Source organism: Vibrio sp. MMH1-50, from assembly GCF_022347645.1.
Classification (GTDB): domain Bacteria; phylum Pseudomonadota; class Gammaproteobacteria; order Enterobacterales; family Vibrionaceae; genus Vibrio; species Vibrio harveyi.
Genome location: NZ_JAKRGG010000021.1, coordinates 1 through 23,450, shown reverse-complemented (window position 1 = coordinate 23,450; position 23,450 = coordinate 1). Strand labels below are relative to the sequence as shown.

Genomic DNA, 23,450 nt, shown 5'->3' with positions numbered 1-23,450 from the left:
GACTTAAGCATCTTTAAGATCTCAATAATAGAAAGGGGAGCCAATGCGGCTCCCCTTTTTGTTTCCTGCCAGAGATGACCTACAAACGAACCGTCTTCCCTGTTTGCATCGACTCTAACGCGGCATCCGCTAACGTCAGAGCAATCTCACCATCTATACCCGAGCAGCATGGTGCTTCGCCTTTAAGTACTTCAACAAAGTGTTGCCACTCTGCCACGTAAGCACGCTCATAACGCTCTAAGAAGAAGTACTTCGGTGTTGCGCCTACTTGCCCTATTTCTGTGCTGTGACTGACTAGATTTTCGGTCAGATTCGCCACTTGCAGCATGCCTTTCTCGCCATGCACTTCGAGACGCTGATCGTATCCGTAGCCAGAGCGACGACTGTTATGAATCGTCGCCATCGCACCAGAAGGGAATGTAAGCGTCACCACACTGGTATCGATATCTCCCGCTTCACCAATGGCAGGATCTACCTTGCAGCTGCCATGTGCCGTAACCGTGATTGGATCTTCTCCTAAGATAAACCGCGCCATGTCGAGGTCGTGAATCGTCATATCACGGAACATACCACCGGACGATTTGCTGTATTGTGCTGGCGGTGGCGCAGGATCGCGAGAGGTGATGACTACGCTTGCTGGTTCGCCAATTTGACCGTCATCCAACGCTTTCTTAAGGCTCAAGAAATGCGGGTCAAAGCGGCGATTGAAGCCTAACAAAAAAGGCACCTGATGCTGGTTTACTACGCCCAAGCAATCACGTACTCGCCCCAAATCAAGGTCGATAGGTTTCTCACAAAAAATTGCTTTGCCTGCTTTTGTTGCTCGCTCAATCAAATCCGCATGAGTATCGGTTGACGAGCAAATACACACCGCATGAACGTTCTCATCCGCCATCGCCTCTTCTACGGTTTGGCGCTTTGTCTGCGGATACTGCGCACAAAACTGATCCGCATAGACCTCATAAGGTTCGACAAGCGAATAAATCGTGGTTTCAGGTGAACGTTCGATATTGATCGCATGCACTTGACCAATTCGACCCGCTCCAAATAAAGCAATATTAAACATAGGAAACTCCTTTTGCGTCACTTAGTCGAATTGACGCTTCATGCCAGTCAGCATGTCTGCAGCGATATCATGATAGTCACCTTCCCAGAGTTGGTCATTGAGGAATTCACCAGAGTAGAATCCGTCGTAACCCGTTTGTCGAATCGCATCAACCCACTCTTTCAATGGCACTTCACCTTGCCCTAGTAAGTAACCACGCAGAGCACGCTCATCAGGCCAAGCCTCACCCGGAGCAGGACGCTTGCCATCAGACAGGTGCACGTTGTAAATCAGCTCGGCATCGATATTTGCCACTTGTTCCAACGTTGCCCCGCGACATGCCCATAAGTGCCATGTATCCAGAACAAAACCAAAGTTGTCGCGGCCGACGGCGTCGTACAGGCGGAAGTAATCTTCCAATTTGGCGATTGGAGTCCAAGCCGCGCCTTCATATTGGAAACGGATGCCATAGCTCTTACCAATGTCGACAATCTGGCGAATGTTCTGTGCCGTGAGTTCGATGTTTTGCTCTTTAGTTAAGCCATTTAATGCCTCAAAAGCATTGAGCTGGATGGTAGGTGCACCCACGGCCTGCGCAAAACGGCACAGCGTTTCTGAATCTTGGAACAATTGACGTTGGCTAGCTTTATCGGTCACTTCCACTGCGCCAATGATGTCGATCGCCGTTGGGACAATGCCAAACTCATCCATACGTTGTTTGAGTTGCTCTGCGGAGAAGCCAGCTTGAATATAACGCCAGAGTTTTTCGGTGTGAATTTCGAGCCCTTGGTAGCCAGTTTCTTTGGCAAGTCGGACATCAGATAGGATATTGCTGTGCAGAGAGCACATGCCATGTAGAGCAAAATGCATCAGATTTACCTCTTCTCACTGCCCTGTACATTGCAGGACATAAGCCGAATTCAGCTCGAGCAAACCCGCAGCGCAACCGCTAAGTTGCACTTAATCAGTGGACAAAGGTATGGAAAAATCTGCGCGCTTTACTGCTTATTCGCTCGCAGGATCGCGTCCCTATTTGAGATTACTGAGCGATGAAGTTACTTCACTTCTCGACAAATCAGACTCACCGCAATCGCCTGCGCCAAATACATGGAGCTGCTGAGCGAACGGAAGCCCATCAATTCGCCTTCTTGCACTTCAAAACAGACATCCATTTTGCTGCCATGAGGCGTCATTTGGTTATCAGTAATGCAGACAATCGGTACGTTCTTTTTGCAAGCATCATCAATCAGTTGGCTGGTTTCTTCCGCGTATGGATTGAAGGTGATAGCAAACAGAACGTCTTTTTCGTTCATTCGTCGAGTTAACGGAGACAACATGCCACCGTGATCATCCAAGAGCACTACACTCTTGTCGGATTTCATGAGGGCGTACCAAAGATAGAAGGCCACTGGGTAAGCGCGACGAGTCCCCTGGATGTAGATGGTTTCTGCTCCATCCATCAGAGCCACTGCACGTTCCAGTTTTTGTGGAGAGACCGACATTTGAAGCTGTTCTAGTGCTTCAATGTTTGCGTGTCCGAAATCTTGGAAGATGGCTTGAGGCGAGTCATGTGGGACGTCCTCCATCTCACGAGCTTTACGAACGCGCTCTTTGTAATCTCTCGGGCGATTCAAATACTGATCGCGAAACAGTACTTGCATAGAAGTGAAGCCATCAAAGCCCATCGCATTAGAGAATCGACTCAAGGTCGACAATGGTACGTTGGCTTGCTTGGCAATGGTCGCCATGGTTTCTACCGCCACCAGCATCGGCTGGTCGGTTACAAAATCCGCGACTTGCTGCAAACGTCCGCTCAAACTGTCGTAACGCTTTGCGATTAACTCTTTTAGTGTGTCTAAATCTGCAGGTGCTTTCACTTCAACATCCATAGTTATACTGCTCTCCTATCAATGAACGCTTGGAGATAGAGGCCCCTTATAGTAACAAAAGGGGCCGCTATTTTAAGATAATAATTCAAAGTTTCGTACCGCTTCTTCTTTCACGTACGGCATCGCCTTTTGCATGAAGTAAATACGGTCAAACTTTTGCGGTTCCTGATTCATGTAATCGCGAAGATTATGACCCAGAGCCTGACGCAAACAGGTGCCAATATTGAACTTGGACACACGACTTTGCTTCAGCTTGAGCATGTCTTCATCGCGAATACCACTCGAACCATGAATCACCAACGGCACAGCCACAGCATTTGCGATACGGTCTAGGCGACCAAAATCGATAGTACAAGTGGGCTCGGTTAAGCGGTGAACATTACCGACGGAAATTGCGACACAATCTACGCCACTCTCTTCTGCAAAGCGCGCCGCATCTTCCGGTTCTGTGTAGATAGATTTTATGTGGTCGCGACCTTCTTCGTAAGGCACCGAACCAATTTCCCCCTCTACCGATGCTCCTAACGCATGCGCCACTTCAACGACTTTCTTAGTGCGAGCAATGTTCTCGTCCAACGTCAGTTGCGAACCATCAAACATCACAGAACTAAACCCAGCTTTAAGCGCGCGAAAGACGATGTCTTCTTCGTAAGTGTGGTCAAGGTGAAGCACGACAGGCACCGTGCTCTTATGCGCTAGATTTAGGAACATCGCCGCAGCGGTTTCGACGCCATAAAAGTCCACAACGTCTTTATTACACGCCAGAATTACAGGTTTGTTCACTTGCTCTGCCGCTTCAACAACAGCACGTGCATCTTCAAAGCCGAACACATTAAAGCAAGGGACAGCGTAGTTAGACGCCGCAGCCTCCGGCAATAGGTCATTCAAATTTACCAACATGATGATTCCCCTACTTAAATTTCGCGATCATGTCTTTGATGCCAGGGATCGTCTCCACTTGGTATTCGTGGTGCGGATCAAAATGCTGAATCAAAGATTTCTCTGTTTTGCCAACGATGATGGTGAAGTAATACATTTCATAACCCGGCGCCGCCACACTTGGGTGATAACCTTTGTCGATGGCGATCACTGAGCCCGTGCGCACATGGTAAACCGGACCAAAGTCGTCTTCATGCTCGTATAGGAACTGCGCACCAAAGCCGAAATCTGGGTTAAAGCGGAATTGGTACACTTCTTCATAAAGGGTTTCTTTGCTGCCATCAGGCTTAACACGATCTTCATCGTGCTTGTGTGGTGGAAAGCCAGACCAACCACCTGCACCAACGGTGAATAGCTCACTCACCAATAAGCGACCACGTTTGTCTGCGTTGGATTGACCCAGCACGTGTTTGATTTTGCGGTGAGTTTTAGTCTCATCTGAACCGTACTGAACCATGTCTACGTTCTCTTCGCGAACACAGAAAGGCTCCAGTGACGCTTCAAACTTACCACCCGCAATCATAACGTCAGCCTTGTCGCTCACACATTGGATGGTCGCGCGGTAGCCAAGTGGTACGTAAACCGCTTCTGGGTTGCCGTCCCAAACTGATTTGCGTTTACCAATGTTGTCGAACGTTTCACTTTCACCGTCTTTCGTCACGGTGATGCTGCAAGTGCCGCCAGCCAATACGATGACAGACTCATACCCTTCGATAACATGGTCAAAAGTTTCGTTCTGATTCAAGAACACTTGGTTGAAGTAACATAGCGGCGTTACTTCGTCGTTCGCACCAATAATTGGTTCATTCTTGTTATCAAATGGTGGAATGTGTTTTCCCATTTTTCTTTTCTCCTCACAGCTCGTAGTGAAACGAGGCTGCACTATCCTTCTGAAAGTGGCTTAACAAAAAAGCCGGGCCACGATGGTGTGTACGCGCACTGTTTGGTTACCCTCAAAGTGACATACCGGCCCGGGAGACCAAACGCGCAGCAATGTGGTGCCCGAAAGCACCAAACCGTGCTTAACTTCGCGTCTCAATAAAATCGAATAGTTGTTCCTTAGTTGGCATGGCTTCTGTGCAGCTGTGACCGCTGACATTAATCGCCGCTGCTGCCGTGCCGTTGCGTACGCCCTCTTCTAACGAACCACCAGTAACTAGCGTCCAAATCAGACCGCCGGCGAATGAGTCACCAGAGCCAAATGGCTTATTGGCTTCGACTCGGAAAATGCCTTGCTCGAACTTATGCCCCGTACGGTCGTACACTTTCGAACCATGCTCACCGGCTTTCACCACCACCACTTGCGTGTTCTCCGTTAGGAATCGAGCCGCCGTTTGGTCATCATCGGTGTTGCCCGGAGCAATGACGGTTTCCATCATGTCGAACTCTTCACGGTTACCGATCACGATGTCTGAAAGACCCGCGGCAATGCCGTAGTAAATCGAAGCATCGGTATCCGTGCGCCAAGAGTAAGGGCGGTAATCAACATCCAGCACCACTAAGGTATTGCTGCGGCGCGCGTGCTGCATCGCAATCAAAGTGGCTTCACGGCTTGGGCTTTCCGACAATGCCGTTCCCGTGACAACCAAGACTTTTGAACTAGCGATGTAAGCGGGATCAATCTCTTCTGGCTTGATGGTCAAATCCGATGCGTTGTTACGATAGATAAGCACGGTGCAATCTTTTGGCTTCATCTCCGTGAATGCCACCGAGGTGCGCGAACCAGAACCATCGGTTCTCATGCCATCAAGGTTGATACCTTGCTCCGTCATGTAACCTTTAACGTAACCACCGAATGCATCGTCAGCCACGCAGCCAATAAAGCCGACCTTACCGCCTAACTTGGCAATGCCCACCGCAATGTTCGCGGCTGAGCCACCAACGAATTTGTTGAAGCCAGAGATATCTGCCATGTCGGTTTTAGCTTCGCGAGCGTAGAGATCTACGCCCGCACGTCCTAAAACGATGGCATCCAATGGTCGATTTGTTTCAAGTGCAATGTTTGTCATCGTCTGTTCCTATTATTTGTAGTCAACCCAAGCGGCGTTCTGGTCTGCAGATTCCACACACTTCTCGCATAAGCGTACGCCTTCGATACCTGCGTCGATACCTGGGAACCAAATTTCAGACAGCGCTTGCTGGTCATCACGGTCAGCCGCATCGAATGCCAACGCGAAACGGTGGTACAAGTTCGCCCATGATTCGAAGTAACCTTCTGCGTGACCACCACCAACACGGTTAGAAGCCACACCCGGCGCATCTTGGTATAGGTAGCCCATGCCACGCTCTAGAATGCGTGGTGCTTCGCCTTGCACTTCAAAACGAAGTTGGTTTGGTTGCTCATCCCACCATTCGATGGACGCTTTCGAACCGACGATGCGGATTTTTTGTTGGTGCATCGAACCTGCATTCACTGCCGACGCCCAAAGCGTACCGACTGCGCCATCTTTGAATTGCATCATGATGTGAGCGTTATCTTCGAGCGGAGCACGTGACTTGATGAAGCTTTGACGCATGCAAGACAGACGGTCGATTTCAAGACCCGTCATCACTTCACACAGGTAGAAAGCGTGCGTACCCACATCACCCAGAACATAAGTTGGACCTGAGACTTCTGGGCTGACGCGCCACTTCAAACCTGGATCGTTTTTCTCGTATTCTTCGTTGTGGAAGCCGTGAGCAAACTGCATGTTCACCACACGAATCTCACCCAGATCACCACGCTTCACCATTTCACGCGCTTGCTGAACCATTGGGAAACCGCTGTAACCGTACATCACGCCAATCACGCGATTGCGCTCTGCTGCGATCTGTTTGAGCTCTTCTGCTTCTTCCGTCGTGAAGGTGATTGGTTTTTCACACACCACGTGCAAGTTAGCTTCCAGTGCTGCTTTACAAATTTCGTAGTGAGTTGAGTTTGGCGTTGCTACCGAAACAGCTTGAATGCCATCTTCGCGTTGCGCTTCCTTCTCAAACATCTCTTTGTAATTTGCGTAGCAACGGTCGCCATCGAGACCTAAGTTCTCACCAAAATCACGACAACGATCCGCGTCCAAATCGAATGCACCAGCAACCAATTTAAACAAACCATCGCGCTGCGCCGCATTACGGTGCGAGTAACCGATCTGACTGCCACGACCACCGCCGACCATTGCCCAACGGATTGGTTGCTCAAAATGACGTTCTTCATTAAACATGTTTGACTCCTTAATAGGCTCTTGCTCAAGAGCCTATAAATCGAATTATTGAAATCTGTTTTAAAGCTGGATGTTTTGATACATAAATCGGTTTGGGCTTAAACGCCGGCGCGTTGTGCTGCTCTGCCTTCTTCCCATGCAGCCACTTTCTCTGCGGTGTCGTCATTGCGTGTCACTTGAGGAAGTCCCACCTCCCACCAGCAATCACACTTAGACCAAGCCATTGGCGATACTGGGTCGATGTCGACCACAATCACGTAAGTACGGTCGGCTTCTTTAGCGCGTTGGAATGCTTCATCAAACTGGTCGATTGAGGTCAGCTTCTCGCTGATTGCGCCTTGCGCTTCGGCATGCTTAGCAAAGTCCACGCGAGCTACCTCGCCATCAGGACGGCGACAGTCTTCCAATAGGTTATTGAACGACTCGTTACCCGTATTGTTTTGCAGCTTGTTGATCACCGCGAAACCACCGTTATCGCATACCACGACAATCATCTTGTGACCCGTCAGCACTGACGAGTAGATGTCTGAGTTTTGAATCAGGTAAGAGCCATCACCGACGAGCACAACCACATCGTTATCTGGGTTCGCAACTTTCGCGCCCCAGCCACCTGCGATTTCATAACCCATGCAAGAGAAGCCAAATTCAATGTCGAACTTACCAATTTGGTAGTTCTGCCAGTTCATCGCAAGCTCTGCTGGTAAGCCACCCGCTGCCGTAAGTACGGTGTCGCCCGGCTGCATAGATTTGTTGAGCTTGCCAATCACTTCTGCATAAGAAGACGTACCGTCGAGTAGGTCGCCTGGTTGAGGATGAGTACGACGATGCACCACGGCTTTCCATTCATCCGCTTGCGCTTTCGCCGTTGCCGCCCACTCGTCACTACTACGGAAATCGCCCAGTAGGTTAGACAGCTCAACTAAGCCACGTTTTGCGTCTGCTTTAACTGGAATAGCACGATGTTTAATGGCATCAAAACGTGCGGTATTGATGGTAACTAGCTTCATATCTGGGTTCTTGAACACCGACCAAGAGCCTGTCGTGAAGTCTTGTAAGCGAGTACCCACAGCCAACACCACATCCGCATGCGCTGCCATGTAGTTTGCAGAGTCTGAACCTGTCACGCCGATTGGACCTGCGTTTAGAGGATTGTTTTGCAGCATCGTGGCGCGACCAGCAATGGTCTCAACCACAGGGATGTTGTGTTTTTTCGCAAAGGCAGCCAACTCGTCCGTTGCTAGTGAGTAATGCACGCCACCACCAGAGATAACCAAAGGTTGTTTCGCGCTAAGCAGCGCCGCTTTTGCATCCTCTAGATCTGCCACTTCTGGCTCTGGACGACGAATGCGGTGTACTTTTTCTTGGAAGAAGACTTCAGGGAAATCGTAAGCCACGCCCTGAATATCTTGTGGTAAGCCGATAAACGCTGGACCACAGGTTTCTGGGTCAAGCATGGTGTCAATAGCCTGAGGCAATGAGTGCATCAATTGCGTTGGCGAGATAATGCGATCCCAGTAACGTGTTAGCGGTTTGAACGCATCGTTACAAGTGATCGAAGGATCGTAGAAATTCTCTGGCTGTTGAAGTACAGGATCTGGCAGACGACTGACGTAAGCGTCTCCAGAAATCAAAAGCACTGGTAAACGGTTTGTGTGTGCGATACCTGCTGCGGTAACCATATTGGTTGCACCCGGACCAATTGAACTGGTCGCGATACCGATACGACGACGTAAGTTCGCTTTGGCATACGCGATTGCCGCTGTTGCCATCGACTGCTCATTTTGACCACGCCAAGTCGGAATTTTGTCTTCGATATTTTTTAGCTGTTGGCCAAAACACGTCACGTTACCGTGACCAAAGATGGCAAATGCCGCACCAAACAGCTGTTCTTTTTTACCATCAATTTCAATCATTTGTGCGGCTAGGTACTGAGCTAGCGCTTCTGCAACAGTTAGGCGTACAGTTTTCATTGTCTTCCCCGGTAGTATCAATCATTTTTGTAGCCACGTTGTCTCCGCGGCTTGATACAGGGGAGACGAATCTCCCCTTCCTTGCTTGTGCTCTTATAGGCCGTATTTCTTCGCGTAACCTGTGATGTTCTCGTAAGCGGTTTTCGCGTACGTCAATGGGTGCGCTTTCGCTGGGTCTTGCTCTGCTTCAACCAGCAACCAGCCTTGGTAGTTGCGCTCTTTCAATGCTGCGAATACGTCGTCGTAATCCACGTCACCTGTACCAGGAACAGTGAATACGCCATCAAGCACTGCATTTAGGAATGATTTGTCTGCATCACGTGCAGCTTTCATTACTTCTAGACGAAGGTCTTTAAAGTGCATGTGACCAATACGATGACCCCAACGCTTAATCATGGTCACTGGGTTACCACCACCGTAAGTGATGTGACCCGTATCTAGAGTTAGGTAAACGGCTTCGCCGGTGAATTCCATCATGATGTTGATGTCATCTTCGGTTTCACAGATGGTGCCAACGTGATGGTGGAAAGAGAGTTTAATGTCGTGCTCGCTAAGCAGGTATTCAGCAACTTGAGTTAACTTCGCACAGTAGGTTTTCCACTCGTCCATCGTCAGGATCACACGCTGAGAAAGTGGCGTGTTGATGTCGCCGTGAACCGTGTTGCTCACTTCGCCAAACACCATAGCTTTACAACCTGCCGCTTTAAGCAGTTTGATGTGCTCTTGCATCGCTGCAATTTCTTCTTCTGCAGTCAGCTTCATGAGATTGCCGCTGTACCAGCCAGAAGCGAGTACTAAGCCATGCTTTTCTAGTAGAGGGATTAGGACTTCTGGCTCACGTGGGTACTTGGTACCTAACTCTGTTCCAGTGAAACCAGCTTCCGCCATTTCACTTAGACACGTTTCCAATGGGATGTCGCCGCCCAGTTCTGGCATGTCATCATTTGTCCAAGTCAGTGGGCTAATTCCATATTGCACGTTGCTCATTTTTATTCTCCGACAATGTTTCCGTTATTTAATAAATGTCGTGAAGTAAAAGCGTGGTTTTTATAGATGCTTTTCTTTCACCGATTTCGTTTCACTGGAAATTACATTAGCGAAAAAAACTTTAAATGAAAAATATTTTTCACAACATGAAATCGATGTCATCAAATTGTTAAATCATGAAAAAAGCCAATCACAGCAAGCCCTACAAGCAAACTTGCGCCAGATCTCATTTTATTTAAAACCTTTACTTTCAATAACTTATGCTGACATTTAAAAATGAAAAATGTTTTTCATTTTTTGATTTGGGTAACACTTTAGGATAAAAAACGAACAGACACCTAGTCGAATAACAAAAGAGTAAATATGATAAATGCAACCGACAAATGAAAAATAATTTTCATACATCTAATAAACATTAAAAGTCGGCAATATAGATACCCAATACTCGTACCCTACAAAACAGAGTATTGGCCGCTACCCAACTTGATCTTATTCGATGGTTAAAGGAAAGCTTGGGGATCTAATAAAGGAAAAAACAATGGAAGCTACATCCAAGGCCGAAGCTCGAAAGCACAATATCGCCTACATCGTTAGGATTTGTTGTATCGCTGCGCTCGGAGGCATCTTATTAGGTTACGACACTGCTGTTATCTCTGGCGCAATTGGTCCAATCCGTGATTACTTCGGACTGTCACCAGCTCAAACTGGCTGGGCCGTATCCAGCGTAGTATTAGGTAGTATCATCGGTGCGGTCAGCGCAGGCTGGGCAGCCCTAAAATACGGTCGACGCAACACCCTCTTCATCGCCGCCATTCTCTTCATCATATCCGCCATTGGCTCTGCACTCGCTCAAACCTTCTCTTTCTATGTGGTTCTACGTATCGTCGGTGGCGTAGCTGTAGGTTTGGCTTGTGTGGTATCACCAATGTATATGTCAGAAGTCGCACCAAAAGACTTCCGAGGTCGTGCGGTGAGCATGTTCCAGCAATCGGCAGTTATCGGTCAAACGGGTGTGTTTTACGTCAACTACCTCATCGCAAAAGGCATGTCAGAGGCTTGGTTAGTGGATATGGGCTGGCGCTGGATGCTTGGCTCTGAAGTGATTCCTGCCGCGCTTTTCGCAATGTTGTTGTTCCTCATCCCAGAATCACCACGTTGGCTGGTTTTGAAAGGCAAAGTAGACGATGCCAAAGAGACGTTATCTCGTATCTCAAACCCGAAACACGCAGATCGTTTGATCAAAGAGATCCAAGAGTCGTTGAAAGAAACCGTCGGTGCGAAGAAGAACAAAGTCAGCCTGCGTTCGCCATTATTGTTCGCCATCTTAGTGATTGGTACGTTCGTTGCGGCGGCTCAACAGTTAACGGGCATCAACGTGATCATGTACTACACACCTGAGATCTTAAAACCGATCACTGGCTCAACAGAAAATGCGCTGTTCCAAACTACCTTTGTCGGCATTGTCTTTATCGGTGGTAACGCACTTGGTATGTACCTGATTGATAAAGTAGGTCGTCTACCATTAATGAAATACGGCACCTTTGGTTGTGCATTTGGTATGTTCGTGGTCGGCTATGTGCTTTACCAACAAACCGAAGGCTACGCAGCACTGTTCGCATTGTGTTTGTACGTAGTGTCTTACGCGACATCATGGGGTTGTGCATGTTGGACCATGATTTCAGAAATATTCCCGAACAGCATTCGCTCTCGTGCCATGGCCATCGCCGTCGGCGCACAATGGTTTACAGGCTTCATCGTGACGCAATCTTTCCCAATGCTAAACGAAAACCCTTACCTAAAAGAGCAATTCAATGGTGCATTTAGCTTCTGGCTATTCGGCGTCTTGTCACTCATCTGTATGGTCATCGTTGTTAAGTATGTGCCTGAAACGAAAGGCGTCAGCTTAGAGAAAATGGAAGAAGCGATGGCGAAAAAACTGGGTAAAAAAGTATCTGGAAGTGCGACTGAAGCACGTGCATAAGATAACTTAATGTTTTACAAAGGGAACAGGTGATCGCACTTGTTCCCTTTTTGCTTTGGAGGCAAAACTCATGCTCGATAAAATGGCGTTCTTTGTCTATGTGATCCGCTCTGGGTCTATCTCCTCCGCAGCACGAAAATTCAACATTTCGGTCTCCGCAGGAAGCCGTTGGCTGCAAGAACTGGAGCAACACTTCGGTACAACCTTATGTCGCCGCTCGAATCGGTTATTGGAAGCCACTCAAGCGGGGCAAACCTTATACGAAGAGTTTTCTCCTTTAGTCGACAACGCAGAGCGCATCAGTCGCAAGTTAGAAGACTTCCAAGACAGCGAAAAAGGTCACATCAACATCGCGTGCACGCCCGTCTATGCCAATCACTATCTGATGGATAAAATCGCCGAGTATTCCAAACTCAACCCAAAGGTGACCTTCAACATCAACGTCACTCCTTGGGCATTGGATCACGCCAGTACTTGTGACCTAATGATCAGTGCCAATGCCAGCTTCCAAGGCTACCGTGAAAAAGATTTATTACTGGTGAAGCGCGAGCTGATGCAGTGCCCGTTTATCGTCGTGGCTTCGCCGCAATACCTAGAAAAATATGGCTTGCCCACGCACCCAGAAGCACTACGAGACCACGCTTGCTTAATTGCAACCACACTGACGGGCAGCAATGATTGGATCTTCCGCCAAGGTGTGGAAAACATGGTACTCAAAGTGCCAAAAACAATCGAGGTGAACGACAGCGACCTATTACTAAGTGGCTCCTTAAAAGGAGCTGGTGTCGCCTACTTACCGCAATTCGTCACCGAAAAAGCAGTCGAGAAAGGCGAGTTGATACCACTATTGGAAGAGTATGAGACCAGTATTTGGAGTTTGAATCTGTATTACCATTCACCCAAAACTGCATCTCCAGTGGCAATAAAGTTCAAAGAGTTCTTATTGGAAAAACCTTGTTGAGTCGGATTGGAGTTAAAACAATAAAGTGCTCACGCCATCGAAAGTCAGCTTGGCACCTGAAAGAAACAAGAACAAGTAACAGAGCTGATAAATTTTTTCCTGACTGACGCGATGCAAAAGATACACGCCCATTTTAACGCCAACAGGCGCGAGTGGAATCAACACCAACGCAGTCATTAAGTTGGTCGAATCAAACTCGCCAAGCCAAATGTAAGGTACGAGTTTCGCTACATTCACTATGCCGAACAACAGTGCCATGGTCGCTATTAGGTTGATTTTAGGCAGTTTCAACGGCAGTAAATAGATACTCGCTGGGCCGCCACCAGCATGAATTGCGGTACTGGAAAAACCGCTCAGAGTACTCCAAATCCAAGCGCCTAACTTCCCCGATTGAGATGGAGTTTCACCACTTAGCCAATACTGAAAACAGAACAGCAAAGACAGCACGCCAACGGTGATCTTCAACCCCGACTCTGGGGTGATACTCAAAAATAACCCCGCTAATACCACGCCAAGCAAAGCCCCCGGCAACATAGTTTTGAGTACTCGAACATCGGCATTTCGATAATGATGACGCACCGCAAATGCGTCCATCACCAATAGAATCGGCAATAAAATCGCTGCGGCTTGTGTTGGCGGTATCACCAGCGCCATCATAGGAACAGCCAAAATGCCCAGCGCTCCACCGAGCCCACCTTTACCAATGCCATAAATTAGCACCGCAGGAATCGCCAAAAGATAGAACCAAGGATCGCTGAGCATCATTACTGCCTTTTCATCATCTAGTTTCGAATCACGCCACAATCTGAGCGAGATAATCGCGACTGCGTTTTAAATCACGCGAAACCTGACTCACGTCTGCGGTGCCGTGCTCATGCTCGACCACGATCCAACCTTGATAGTCGGCTGCTTTAAGTGCACTCATCACTTGTTGCAGCTTGATATCGCCATCCCCTAAGGGAGTGATCAATCCTTTACTATAGGCGTCAACCCATTCCAACTTATCACGGATAGCTAGTCTCAATTTGTCCGTCGAGATATCTTTAACATGAATATGCTCGATGCGTGATCCGTACTGACGAATGATCCCTAGCGGGTCCATCCCATCTAAAAACACATGCCCGATATCGATGCATAATCCCAGTTTGGTCCCGGGAATCTGACTCATGACAAAATCGATCTCATCTTTATAACTGATGTAGCCGCCAATGCCCGGATGAAGCAAACAGCGCAAACCATATTGGCTTGCCACGCGAATAATTCGCTCAAGGTTAACAATCATGGTCCGTTTATTTTCCATATTCAGACGCGGTGCAGTGACGCTTTGTCCGATATAGCCATAACGTTCCGTATGAATGCCTTCCATGATCAGTAAATTCTTTACGCCCAGCGAATCTAAACGCTGACAGACGGTGTCGACTTCTTCCAAAATGGCAGACATGTTTGCAGAGTCGCAAAATGGCACTTGTACCTTGCCAGCGCACACCTGCAGTCCACGTACACGAAACGCACTTTTCACCAGTTCAGGATCTTCAGGGAAGAAACCATCCGGTCCCAATTCAATACCACGAAAGCCACTGTCACTTGCATCCATTAACACCTTTCCCCAGCTTGGATTGGTCGCATGAGATGCCTCTTCCACTCCCCAGCAACATGGGGCGCAAGCAATACGATCAAGCATGTGTTTTTCTCCTAAGTTGATTTCTTTTCACCTTAAGATTGGTAGGGGTAAAAGTTCGTGATTTACGCCTCGTTTGTACTTTGCATTTTCGCAAAGCGGCTTTGAATTCCTGGCTATATCGCGACCACATCGCACTCCCTACACTGGTTATGACAGAATGATTACGGAGTAAACAGCGGTATGGAACGAATCTTTATTGTGGCGGCAAAGCGCACCCCAATTGGCAGCTTTAATGGCTCATTAGCGTCATTGTCTAGTGTTGAACTGGGCGCTCATGCCATCAAGGCAGCCTTGGAGCAAGTGGACATTGCCCCAGAACAAATCGATGAAGTGATTGTTGGCAACGTACTTACTGGAGGCGCAGGCATGGGACCGGGTCGCCAAGCCGCAATGAAGGCAGGCATTCCAGAGTCCGTTCCGGCTTACACACTCAATATGATTTGTGGCAGTGGCATGAAAGTCATCATGGACGGCGCAAGCCATATCCGAGCAGGCGACGCAGAGCTAGTGCTTACTTGTGGCATGGAGAGTATGTCCAACGCACCATACATCTCTTCCGGTCAGATTCGTCGCGGTTATCGCATGGGTCATCAACTCCAAGAAGACAGCATCATCAAAGATGGTTTGACAGATGCCTTCCACAATTACCACATGGGTGTTACGGCAGAAAACATCGCCAAGCAATTCCAAATCAGCCGAGAAGACCAAGATGCCTTTGCCTTACAAAGCCAACGTAAAGCGATCAGCGCGATAGAAAATGGTCATTTTGAAGCAGAAATTGCGCCAATTACGATAGTGGATCGCAAGCGCCAATTCGAAGTAAAGAACGATGAATATCCGAAAGCCGGCAGCACCTTTGAAGGTCTACAAGCACTGCGTCCTGCATTCGATAAAGAAGGCAGTGTTACCGCAGGCAATGCATCCGGTATTAATGATGGTGCATCCGCAATTTTGCTCGCTTCAGAAAGTGCCGTAAAACGCCATAACCTCAAGCCAATAGCTGAACTCATCGAATACGGACAAGGTGCTATCGCTCCAGAAGTGATGGGCCTAGGTCCGGTGTCTGCAATTGCCAATACTTTAGCCAAAGCCGAAATGGCGATTGAAGATATCGACGTTTTTGAGCTTAACGAAGCCTTTGCTGCGCAAGCACTTGGCGTGGTTCGTTCCCTTACCGAGCAACACAATATCGATGAAGCGTGGCTGCTAGAACGCAGTAACTTAAGTGGCGGTGCCATTGCACTTGGTCACCCAATCGGCGCATCAGGTAACCGCATTGTGACCACCTTGGTTTATCAACTGCAGCGCACTCGCCGTGATTACGGTTTGGCATCACTGTGCATCGGCGGTGGCATGGGCACGGCGTTAATTTTGAAACGTTGTTAGAAGGAGCCTCTCATGAACACGAAAAACATGAAAAAAGCAGCCACTACAGAGCAAATTGAAAGCCTATTGCACGACGGCATGACCATCATGATTGGCGGCTTTATGGCAACAGGCGCACCAGAACGTTTAATTGACTTGTTGATCAAAAAAGACATCAAAAACATTACCTTAATCAGCACAGACACAGGCTCACCGGGTCGAGGTTCTAGTCGACTTATCGCGGAAAAGCGCGTGAAGAAACTGTATGCCTCGCACATTGGCACTAACCCCGAAACGGGCAAACAAATGAATGAAGGCACACTTGAAGTGGAGCTTGTTCCTCAAGGTACATTGGCAGAGCGCATTCGCAGTGCTGGCGCAGGTTTGGGTGGCGTACTAACACCAACAGGACTTGGCACCATCGTCGCAGAGAACAAACGTGTGATTGAAATTGACGGCAAACAATATCTCTTGGAAATGCCACTGAAGGCCGATTTAGCACTGATTCGTGGATCTAAAGTTGACCGTCGTGGCAACGTTTTCTATAGCAAAACCACTCAGAACTTTAACCCTTTAATGGCAACTGCGGCGGAAACCGTGGTGGTGGAACCAGAGCAGATTGTGGAATTGGGCGATATTGAGCCTGAAGCCGTGCATACCCCAAGTTTGTACGTCGATTACATCTTAGTGGAGGGCAACTAATGACTGCACAATTAGATAAAGAAGTCGTTCGCCGCCGCATTGCATGGCGCGTTGCTCAAGAGATGAGAGATGGCGACATCGTTAACCTTGGTATAGGCTTGCCAACGCTGGTTGCTAATGAAGTAGACAAAGACGTGGAACTGCTTCTGCAAGCTGAAAACGGTCTGCTGGGTATTGATAAGCTGGCTTCAGAAGGGGAACTCGACGCAGATTTGGTTAATGCTGGCGGACAAAACATCACCGCTATAGCAGGCTCTTGCTACTTTAATAGCGCGGACTCTTTTGCCATCATTCGCGGTGGTCACGTGGATTCAACCGTGCTCGGAGCACTGCAAGTGGATGAACGTGGCAATCTTGCCAACTGGATCATTCCGGGCAAAATGGTGCCTGGAATGGGCGGCGCAATGGATCTTGTGGTCGGCGCAAAGAAAGTTATTGTCGCCATGGAACACACGGTGAAAGGCAATCCAAAACTGCTTAAGCATTGCACTTTACCGCTGACCGCTGTGGGTCAGGTAGATTTGATTGTCACTGAAATGGGCGTGTTCGAAATCACCAATAAAGGCATGATGTTAACCGAACTCGCACCGGAGTTTTCCGTTGAAGAGGTACAAACGGCGTCAGAAGCCCAACTGATTGTATCACCTAGCCTTATTCCCATGCCGACACCAAACTAATCCAAAAATCAAGAGGAGCACTATGCTCCTCTTTTCATACTTTGATCGTACTTCAAGTTTCTGTCAGGTTTTTCTGAAACACGCTATTTGCCCTTAAATTTTCGAAAATCGATGCGTAGAATCCCGCTCAGTTACGCATATGGTTGAGTTGTACATAGGGTAAAAACCAATGAGATTGTTGTCTGGATTCTCAGCAAAAGAGTGGCTGTTGACCGCCGTGGTACTCGGAGGGTTAACCGTAGCCACAGTCCATTATTCTAACCAACGTACTTCTGCTGCCCGCAGTGCTGCAATCCAAGTTCTGTTCGCTGACATGCAGTATTACGTCTCGCTCCTACACAACAATGCAAAAGCGTTTAAGCAGGACCGAGGCGCAAACCAGTGCGTCCTGACAGCTCTTGGCTATCAAGATTTCTACAACGGTTATCCAGAGACTCAGAGTGAGTGTGGTGAGCAAGTTGGATTTTTCGACAATCTGACCATCACTGATGAGATGAAACAAGCAGACTTGGTCTTTATCGAAAACAATCGTTATTCAATTGTCGGTTACGGCAGTGACGAATCACCAGAGGCACTGATGGCAAATCAGTGTTACGCCTACTATCGAATGGACAGCAAAGGCGTTGATGGACACAGCTTTAGAATTGACACCACTGGCTGTTAATGAAGATCAAAAAAGGGAGCACTGTGCTCCCTCTTTCCTACCAATGATAAGACTTAACTTAATGTCACTTCTTCCAATGGGAAGTGCTTGCTCGGCTCAACGAACTCTTGTTGTGCTGCGATGGTTTGCAGTTCCCATTCGCCCGCTTGGTAAGTCGCATTAAGTACGCCGTAACACGCGTCGTGGCAGTGTTGGAAGGCTTGTTTTGGCGTCCAACCTTTCAGCAAGCCAGCGGTAAAAATCGCCGAGATCAAATCACCTGCACCGACGGGGGCTTTAGCAAATTCAAAATGAGGGCGCTTCGCTAAATAAGTGCCTTCTTGCGTCGCAAGTAACATATTGAAGCTATCGTCAGACAAACAGTAAAGGTGTTTCACCAACACCACTTTAGGACCTTTTGCTAGTGCACGCTGACAAGCGTTGATCGCATCATCCAACGTATGAATTTCCATCTCTGCAAATTGGCTTAACTCGAACTGGTTAGGCACGATCACATCTGCCATTGGCATCAGACGGTTTAACAAGTTTTCTGCAATACCCGGCGCCACAATACAGCCTTTATCTGGCGCGCCCATCACTGGGTCACACACATAAAGTGCGTCTGGGTTTTCTTGTTTTACTTTGGAGACGGTTTCTTCGACTGCCAGACATTGCTCAGCACTGCCTTGATAGCCAGTCAGAACGGCTTGGCACTTCTCTAGCGCGCCAATGTTGCCAAGACCACGAACTAATTCGCTGATGTCATCAGCCGAGAACGCACGACCCGTCCAGCCTTCTTGGTACTGGGTGTGGTTAGAGAATTGAACCGTGTGAATAGGCCACACTTCAAAGCCCATGCGTTGCATTGGGAAAACGGCACTGCTGTTACCAGCGTGACCAAAAGAAACATGAGATTGTATAGAGAGGATACCTTGCATAGTACCAGACCTCTTCTTGTTGTTATCAATAGTTCAAAGACAGCGGCGAGCGCCAGATTTGCGAAACCAGTAGTGTATCCGACAAACCAAGATTCTCTAACTCAATTCTAGCCTTCTTCGCTCGAATCGATTGGAGAGCTGGTTTTCAGTACCATTTTCTTAATTTCCATTTTGTCTTTATTGAGCGCAATTTCGAGGGTGTCCCCTTCCCTTATCCCGAGCTCAGTCAGGATCACGCTTGGAATGACTACGACGGTATCGTCACCGATTTTAACAGGTTGGCTAATCATCTTTCGTCCCCCAATTGTCGAAAATGAGTTTTCACGTTATGAGTGGTGTTGTGTCCTCAACTTACCTAGTGTTTCAAATCAAAAGGTTATGGATAAAAGCAAAAGAGCCCTCCACACCGCGTATGGGAAGGCTCGATTGAAAAAACTTAGTTCACGAGAGGTTCGTGTTTAGAAGCGATCAGACCGTACGCACTCCAACCTAGGAAGGTAACGATAGAGCCCCACATCATGGCTTCGTAGCCAGAACCGTACAACGCATAGAAGCTGTACAGAGAACCAATCAGAGCGATGATGTTCGTTGTCTTCATCTCGCGCTCAGGCACGTGCGCCACTTGCTGCATGATGAAGATTGCGCCCATACATAGAATGTAAGGAATGACGTTCGTCACTACCGCCAGATTAACCAGCGCTTCAAATTGCTCGTTCAATGTTGGCGAGATAGTCATTAAAGAAAGCACCGATTGGATAACCGTGATAGCCACCATGCCTTTGATTGGTGTACCGCGCTTATCAACTTGTGAGAACAGTTTCGGGAAGAAGCCTGCATCTGAAGATGATTTGAATACTGACGCGATAGTGAACTGCCAACCCAATAGTGAACCTGCACAAGCAAGAACTGCCATACCCGCAACCACTTTACCCGCCGTAGAGCCTAGCATCACTGTCCATACTGTTGAGAATGGCGCTGTAGAGGCAGCAAGCTCAGAGTTCGCTACGATACCAGAACAGATGTTGGTTGAAACAATGTAAACCACTGCCGCAATCAGCGTACCGCCCAATACTGCGATTGGTACGTTCTTCTCTGGGTTTTCTACCGCTTCTGAGTTCGCACAAGCCGATTCAAGACCTAGGAATGCCCAAAGTGTCATCGCGATCGACGCACTTACCGCTTCACCAAATGGTAGGTGGTGCGGGTTCCACGCTTCTACGTACATGGTTGGGCTAAAGTAGAACCAACCAACGATACCCAAAGAACACACAGGAAGGATAACGCCCCAGACCGTAAACGAGCCGATTTGACCAGTAATCTTCGCACCACCAAAGTTAGCGAAGGTACAAATCCAAAGGATAGCGATGGTGTACAGACAGGTCTCTACTGGCGACAAGGTCACTTCAAAAAACGCAGATCCGTAGCCAACACAGGTTATCGCAATCGCGATGTTGGCGATCAACAATGACAAGCCGTAGGTCCAACCCGCCATAAACGCACCCGATTTACCAAACGCGTACGATGCATAACCGTTCATACCACCGTCACGTTTACTAAAGCGACCACACTTTGCAAATACATAGGCAAGAGCCAATGAACCCGCCGCAGTAATCAGCCAAGATAGAATCGAAATCGTGCCCACTTGCGCCAGCTTACTTGGCAGCATAATGATGCCCGAGCCAGCCATGTTAATGAATGTCAGAATGGTTAGCTGCACCACCGACATTTTTTTGGTTTCAGTACTCATAAATTATTCTCCACGAATAAACGGTTCGCACCGCGACAACCAAGTCACGATGCGAACGGGGTAGATTAATCTTTAAGGGCGTAGCAATGGGCGGTGGTGCGACCATTGACGTCTTCTAGGTACACACCTTGAATCTCTGGTGCGAAGCCTGGGAATCGGTTGATGCCTTCTTCTAGAGATAAGAAGTAATCGACCACTTGTTGAGTCCAGATTTCGCCCGTGATCACACAGATAATGCCTGGAGGGTAAGGAAGCGCACCTTCTGCTGCGACACGACCTACCGCTTCTTTCAGAGGCAAGTAATCACACTCGCCGCGGAAGTATTTGCGTGTTGCCACATCTGGTTTGTGCACCATAGTTGGGAAGTATTCGCTACGGAACATCGCTTTTTGTAGCTGCTTCACATTCAGCTCTTTGTACATGTCATGCATTTCCTGACATAGCTGACGGATGGTGTAGCCGCGGTAGCGTTCTTTGTTCGCTTCGTAAACGCGAGGAAGCACGATGTTTAGCGGCGCATCATCACGAATAAATTTCTCGAAGCGGTTAATTTGCGCCACAAGATGACGGATCTTACCCATGTCCTCTGCTGGAGTGAGAAGGAACAAGATAGAGTTCAAGTCACACTTCTCAGGGATGATGCCGTTCTCACGTAGGAAGTTAGCCAATAACGTTGCAGGAATACCAAAGTCTGCGTAGCTACCATCTTCAGCAATACCTGCTGTAGTGAGTAGCAATTTACATGGGTCAACGAAGTACTGACCTTCGCCGTAGCCTTCAAATTTATGCCAGCTTGCGTCTGGCTCGAACATGAAGAACTTCTTATTGGTTGCGATAAGATCGGTGTCGTAACTGCCCCATGGTTGACCATCAACTTGGTCAGGAATGAACGGACGAATCAGCTCACAACTTTTCAGGATTTCTTTACGTGCTTCGATACCAGTCTTAACCGCATCACGCCATAGGCGCAGACCCGCTTCACCATCGTGGATCTTCGCGTTCACATCCAATGCTGAGAACAGCGCGTAGAATGGTGAAGTTGACGCGTGCATCATAAACGCGTTGTTGAAGCGTTTGTGGTTACAGTAGCGAGCCTGACCTTTGATATGGTGGTCTTTTTTGTGGATTTGCGATGTTTGAGAGAAGCCTGCTTGTTGCTTGTGAACAGACTGAGTCACAATCACACCCGCATCTTCTGGTTTCAGATCCAGTAGCAATGGAGAACAGTCTTTCATCATAGGAATGAACTGCTCGTAGCCCACCCATGCCGAGTCAAATAGGATGTAGTCACAGAGATGACCAATCTTATCCATCACGTAACGTGCGTTGTAGATGGTACCGTCGTAAGTACCTAATTGGATGATCGCAAGACGGAAAGGACGTTCATCACGAGCGCGCTCTGGTGACACTTTCGCGATTTGAGCACGGATGTATTCTTCATCAAAACAGTGCTCATCCATACCACCGATAAAACCCCAAGGGTTACGTGCCGTTTCTAGGTAAACTGGCATACCGCCCGCTTGGATCAATGCACCGTGGTGGTTTGATTTGTGGTTGTTACGGTCAAACATCACCAAGTCACCTTCGGTCACTAACGCGTTACAAACCACTTTGTTTGAAGCCGAAGTGCCGTTAAGTACGAAGTAGGTTTTGTCTGAGTTGAACACTTTTGCTGCGTGTGCTTGAGCTTGGTGAGCAGAACCTTCGTGGATCAGCAAGTCACCTAAATCAACGTCCGCGTTACACAAGTCACTACGGAATAGGTTTTCACCGAAGAAATCGTAGAACTGTTTACCTGCTGGGTGTTTTTTGAAGAACTGGCCGCCTTGGTGTCCTGGACAGTCGAATGCAGAGTTGCCCATTTCCACGTAGTGAGTCAATTGTTTGAAGAAAGGTGGAAGTAGGCGACATTCGTATTTGGTGACAGCCTCATTGATTTGGCGACCGTAGTATTCAATTGACTGTCTTTCCAAATCGATAACGCCGGTTAACCATACGTAATCTTCTGCTGAAACTGGGTTTTCATCTGTGACCAAGAAAACCGGAATGCCATAACCCGTTTCAGAAATAATTTTGTGTAGACCAGCCTTAATATCTGCAGAAGTAATAATTGCAGCGCCAACGTCAGTTAATTCGACGTGCTCAAGTGGTTTTAAAGTTCGGTTAAATTGCTCATCCAAAGATTCAGATAATAAACTGAAGTCTTCTGGCATGTAATTACTAACACCGATAATTAAACGTTTCATTTGAAATATCTCTTATTTGTTCTGTAAAGACGACAAGCACAGATATTACAAACGAAATTAATATTTAAAATTCAAAAAACAAATTTCGTGATTATTAGTTCATAATTAAAACTCTTATTTTCTCGAAATAAAATTTCGCGATCTTTATCACTTTCCTTTCGATAAGCCAATGATATTAGATTCTGGTTTAAATTGAATTTAGGTGAAGAATTATGTGACCTCACCAGTTATTATTAAAAAAGGAATCAAAAGAAAATAAAATTTTGCGATTTTCATCACTCTATATTTTACTAGATTGATTTAATAGCAAGAATAAACACAATAAATATGCCTATATTTAACAATTTATAAACTATATACCCAAGTAACTTCAAGATGCAGGGTTCAGAGCGTTGTCATTGATTCGAGAGCAAGGAAAACAACGCAGTGTAATAGCCAGCTCTTTCCAAGTTGTTTGACGCAGCAATCGGGTCAATGACACG

21 protein-coding genes are annotated in these 23,450 nt (G+C 47.7%); 6 read left to right on the top strand and 15 right to left on the bottom strand.

All coding sequences use genetic code 11. The features are described from left to right. Positions 1-79: 79 nt before the first annotated feature. The 9 genes from iolG to iolE form a co-directional block, all read right to left on the bottom strand. Entirely contained in the window at positions 80-1,066 is a 987-nt protein-coding gene (iolG, locus tag MHO32_RS15650; RefSeq protein ID WP_239212867.1) for an inositol 2-dehydrogenase, read from the bottom strand. 21 nt (positions 1,067-1,087) lie between these two features. Continuing rightward, the gene (locus tag MHO32_RS15645) at positions 1,088-1,915 is read right to left on the bottom strand and encodes a sugar phosphate isomerase/epimerase family protein (RefSeq protein ID WP_239212865.1); all 828 of its coding nucleotides are present in this window, start codon (positions 1,913-1,915) and stop codon (positions 1,088-1,090) included. Positions 1,916-2,100: 185 nt separating this feature from the next. After that, the gene (locus tag MHO32_RS15640) at positions 2,101-2,934 is read right to left on the bottom strand and encodes a MurR/RpiR family transcriptional regulator (protein WP_005447408.1); all 834 of its coding nucleotides are present in this window, start codon (positions 2,932-2,934) and stop codon (positions 2,101-2,103) included. A gap of 72 nt (positions 2,935-3,006) precedes the next feature. After that, positions 3,007-3,834, bottom strand: coding sequence for a class II fructose-bisphosphate aldolase (locus tag MHO32_RS15635; RefSeq protein ID WP_005437843.1), 828 nt, complete (start codon positions 3,832-3,834; stop codon positions 3,007-3,009). A gap of 10 nt (positions 3,835-3,844) precedes the next feature. After that, positions 3,845-4,714 (bottom strand): 5-deoxy-glucuronate isomerase, encoded by an 870-nt coding sequence (locus MHO32_RS15630; RefSeq protein WP_047514349.1) that lies wholly within the window; start codon positions 4,712-4,714, stop codon positions 3,845-3,847. Between the two features lie 181 nt (positions 4,715-4,895). Beyond that, on the bottom strand, positions 4,896-5,882 hold the full coding sequence (gene iolC / locus MHO32_RS15625) for a 5-dehydro-2-deoxygluconokinase (RefSeq protein WP_005447397.1): 987 nt from the start codon (positions 5,880-5,882) through the stop codon (positions 4,896-4,898). A 12-nt stretch (positions 5,883-5,894) separates the two neighbouring features. Further along, complete coding sequence (locus MHO32_RS15620) at positions 5,895-7,070, bottom strand: Gfo/Idh/MocA family protein (protein ID WP_009706516.1); 1,176 nt, start codon at positions 7,068-7,070, stop codon at positions 5,895-5,897. Positions 7,071-7,168: 98 nt separating this feature from the next. Then, the gene (iolD, locus tag MHO32_RS15615; protein ID WP_050921722.1) at positions 7,169-9,040 is read right to left on the bottom strand and encodes a 3D-(3,5/4)-trihydroxycyclohexane-1,2-dione acylhydrolase (decyclizing); all 1,872 of its coding nucleotides are present in this window, start codon (positions 9,038-9,040) and stop codon (positions 7,169-7,171) included. Between the two features lie 93 nt (positions 9,041-9,133). After that, complete coding sequence (gene iolE / locus MHO32_RS15610) at positions 9,134-10,027, bottom strand: myo-inosose-2 dehydratase (RefSeq protein ID WP_239212855.1); 894 nt, start codon at positions 10,025-10,027, stop codon at positions 9,134-9,136. Positions 10,028-10,565: 538 nt separating this feature from the next. Here iolE and MHO32_RS15605 point away from each other — a divergent pair. Together MHO32_RS15605 and MHO32_RS15600 are read left to right on the top strand one after the other, a co-directional pair. Beyond that, on the top strand, positions 10,566-12,008 hold the full coding sequence (locus MHO32_RS15605; RefSeq protein WP_005447390.1) for a sugar porter family MFS transporter: 1,443 nt from the start codon (positions 10,566-10,568) through the stop codon (positions 12,006-12,008). 70 nt (positions 12,009-12,078) lie between these two features. Further along, entirely contained in the window at positions 12,079-12,969 is an 891-nt protein-coding gene (locus tag MHO32_RS15600) for a LysR family transcriptional regulator (RefSeq protein ID WP_239212853.1), read from the top strand. Between the two features lie 12 nt (positions 12,970-12,981). On the opposite strand, the gene MHO32_RS15595 is transcribed toward MHO32_RS15600, so the two are convergent. Next, the gene (locus tag MHO32_RS15595; protein WP_050940213.1) at positions 12,982-13,731 is read right to left on the bottom strand and encodes a sulfite exporter TauE/SafE family protein; all 750 of its coding nucleotides are present in this window, start codon (positions 13,729-13,731) and stop codon (positions 12,982-12,984) included. Positions 13,732-13,762: 31 nt separating this feature from the next. Beyond that, on the bottom strand, positions 13,763-14,650 hold the full coding sequence (locus tag MHO32_RS15590) for a TIM barrel protein (RefSeq protein WP_045486129.1): 888 nt from the start codon (positions 14,648-14,650) through the stop codon (positions 13,763-13,765). 180 nt (positions 14,651-14,830) lie between these two features. Here MHO32_RS15590 and MHO32_RS15585 point away from each other — a divergent pair, with 180 nt between their 5' ends. The 4 genes from MHO32_RS15585 (at position 14,831) to MHO32_RS15570 (ending at position 18,058) form a co-directional block, all read left to right on the top strand. Continuing rightward, positions 14,831-16,036, top strand: coding sequence for an acetyl-CoA C-acetyltransferase (locus tag MHO32_RS15585; protein ID WP_239212851.1), 1,206 nt, complete (start codon positions 14,831-14,833; stop codon positions 16,034-16,036). Between the two features lie 27 nt (positions 16,037-16,063). After that, positions 16,064-16,717, top strand: coding sequence for a CoA transferase subunit A (locus MHO32_RS15580; RefSeq protein WP_050909971.1), 654 nt, complete (start codon positions 16,064-16,066; stop codon positions 16,715-16,717). Next, positions 16,717-17,394 carry a 3-oxoacid CoA-transferase subunit B gene (locus tag MHO32_RS15575; RefSeq protein ID WP_050932351.1) on the top strand — a complete coding sequence of 226 codons (678 nt, stop codon included), beginning with the start codon at positions 16,717-16,719 and terminating at the stop codon, positions 17,392-17,394. The genes MHO32_RS15580 and MHO32_RS15575 overlap by 1 nt, the downstream gene beginning before the upstream one ends. 169 nt (positions 17,395-17,563) lie before the next feature. After that, the gene (locus tag MHO32_RS15570) at positions 17,564-18,058 is read left to right on the top strand and encodes a hypothetical protein (protein ID WP_029788364.1); all 495 of its coding nucleotides are present in this window, start codon (positions 17,564-17,566) and stop codon (positions 18,056-18,058) included. Positions 18,059-18,111: 53 nt separating this feature from the next. Here MHO32_RS15570 and pdxY read toward each other — a convergent pair whose 3' ends face one another. The 4 genes from pdxY to speF all read right to left on the bottom strand — a co-directional run bounded on the left by pdxY (position 18,112) and on the right by speF (position 22,968). After that, positions 18,112-18,975 carry a pyridoxal kinase PdxY gene (gene pdxY / locus MHO32_RS15565; RefSeq protein WP_114321873.1) on the bottom strand — a complete coding sequence of 288 codons (864 nt, stop codon included), beginning with the start codon at positions 18,973-18,975 and terminating at the stop codon, positions 18,112-18,114. A gap of 107 nt (positions 18,976-19,082) precedes the next feature. Then, positions 19,083-19,265 (bottom strand): AbrB/MazE/SpoVT family DNA-binding domain-containing protein, encoded by a 183-nt coding sequence (locus MHO32_RS15560; RefSeq protein ID WP_005447373.1) that lies wholly within the window; start codon positions 19,263-19,265, stop codon positions 19,083-19,085. 146 nt (positions 19,266-19,411) lie between these two features. Then, on the bottom strand, positions 19,412-20,722 hold the full coding sequence (gene potE / locus MHO32_RS15555; protein ID WP_005447372.1) for a putrescine-ornithine antiporter: 1,311 nt from the start codon (positions 20,720-20,722) through the stop codon (positions 19,412-19,414). 65 nt (positions 20,723-20,787) lie between these two features. After that, positions 20,788-22,968, bottom strand: coding sequence for an ornithine decarboxylase SpeF (speF, locus tag MHO32_RS15550; protein WP_005429232.1), 2,181 nt, complete (start codon positions 22,966-22,968; stop codon positions 20,788-20,790). Between the last annotated feature and the right edge of the window lie 482 nt (positions 22,969-23,450).